The sequence below is a fragment of the Natrinema soli genome, assembly GCF_028618695.1.
Window position 1 is genome coordinate 1 of the sequence record NZ_JAQIVI010000076.1, and the last position, 1333, is coordinate 1333.

A 1333-nucleotide genomic window follows, 5' to 3' on the forward strand; every position below is an offset into this window, starting at 1 on the left:
GGCCGCGCTCGCAGTGGCGGGTCACCGAGTCGACCCGGCGCTCGTCCACGCGCTGGAGTCGGTCGGTATCGGGAAGCTCGAGCCCGTCGGGGGCGTCGGTATCCGAAAAACAGACAACGTCGCCCGCGACGGGCCGGTCGAACGGCAGCCCGCGCTCGAGGCGCTCGCTCAGCATCAGATTGAACGCGTAGGACTGGGCCGCGTGGACGAACAGCCGCTGGAGGTTCGACGGGACCCGCTCGAGGGCGTCCCGAAATTCGGCGGGGCCCGGATCGCCGTCGTCCTCGGCGAGCGCGTGGATCATCGATCGCTCGTAGCGGAGTCGATTCGGGACGCGCTCGAGTGCCTCCTGCCAGTCTCTCGTCTCCTCTCGCGGGTCGCGCTGCTCCCCGCTCGATGTATCCGAACTCCGTCGGAGTTCGCGATCGACGAAGGTCCGGGCCTCCTGGGTCGACTCGGGTTCCGCGTCCGTCGGATTCCCGAGGTAGGCCATCACCGCACCCTCCCAGTCGTCGCGAGCGATCGCGAGCCCGACTTCGTGCGTGACCGGCCGACGACTCCCGAAGCGCTGCTGGCCGAAGAAGTTGGGGACGCCGATCGAAACTGCGGAGTCGCCGTCCGAATCGCCGCCACCGCCGTCCTCGAGCCCGCCGAACTCGCTCAACTCGTCGGTGATCGTCGCGGCGTTTTCGGGCCGCTCGGGATCGGTGACCACGAGTTCGAACTCGTTGCCCGCGAGGTCGCCGAACTCGAGGTTCCGCCCGGCACGCCCCAGCACCTCGATATCGACCCCGTTGATCTCGGGCAGGTCCGCGGGGTCGGCTCCGTAGACCGAGAACAGCTGCGTCGTCACGGCGTACTTGTCCTTCGTGCCGGCCCAGTTGACCCGCTCGCGAGAGACGCCCAGCGCGTCCGAGAGCCGCGAGGCGAAGTCGTTGGTGTCCCACCCCCGCAGTGTCGCTCGAAAGACGAGGTGCGGGTAGGCGTCAGTCGACGCGTCGATGGGTTCCGTGGCGAAGCGCTCGAGTTCGCGCACCCGGAAATCGGCGTCGTCCTCGCGGAGGCGGCCGCCGACGCCGTCCGCGTCGCTGACGTAATACTCCATACCGACGGCCTGCTCCGTGGGGTGGCCTGCGCGCATGCTGGTTGCCGTCGATTCGAGTGCCGCGCGTAAATCGGTTCGTTCTCGAGACGAGCGATGGCCCGCGGCTTCGCCGCGGTGTGTCGCGGTCAGTCCGTGAGCGGAGCAGTCCGTTCGGATCGTCCGCGACGGTCAGTCCGTCCGCGGGATCGACCGCGCACCCAGCGCGAACGCGACGACCGCGAGCGCGGC

At 69.2% G+C, this 1333-nt stretch carries 1 protein-coding gene; it reads right to left on the reverse strand.

Going from position 1 to position 1333, the window contains the following annotated elements; translation table 11 throughout:
* On the reverse strand, positions 1-1141 hold a 1141-nt coding region (locus PGX04_RS04815; RefSeq protein WP_273737464.1), incomplete at its 3' end, for a tRNA pseudouridine(13) synthase TruD.
* Positions 1142-1333: the final 192 nt, after the last annotated feature.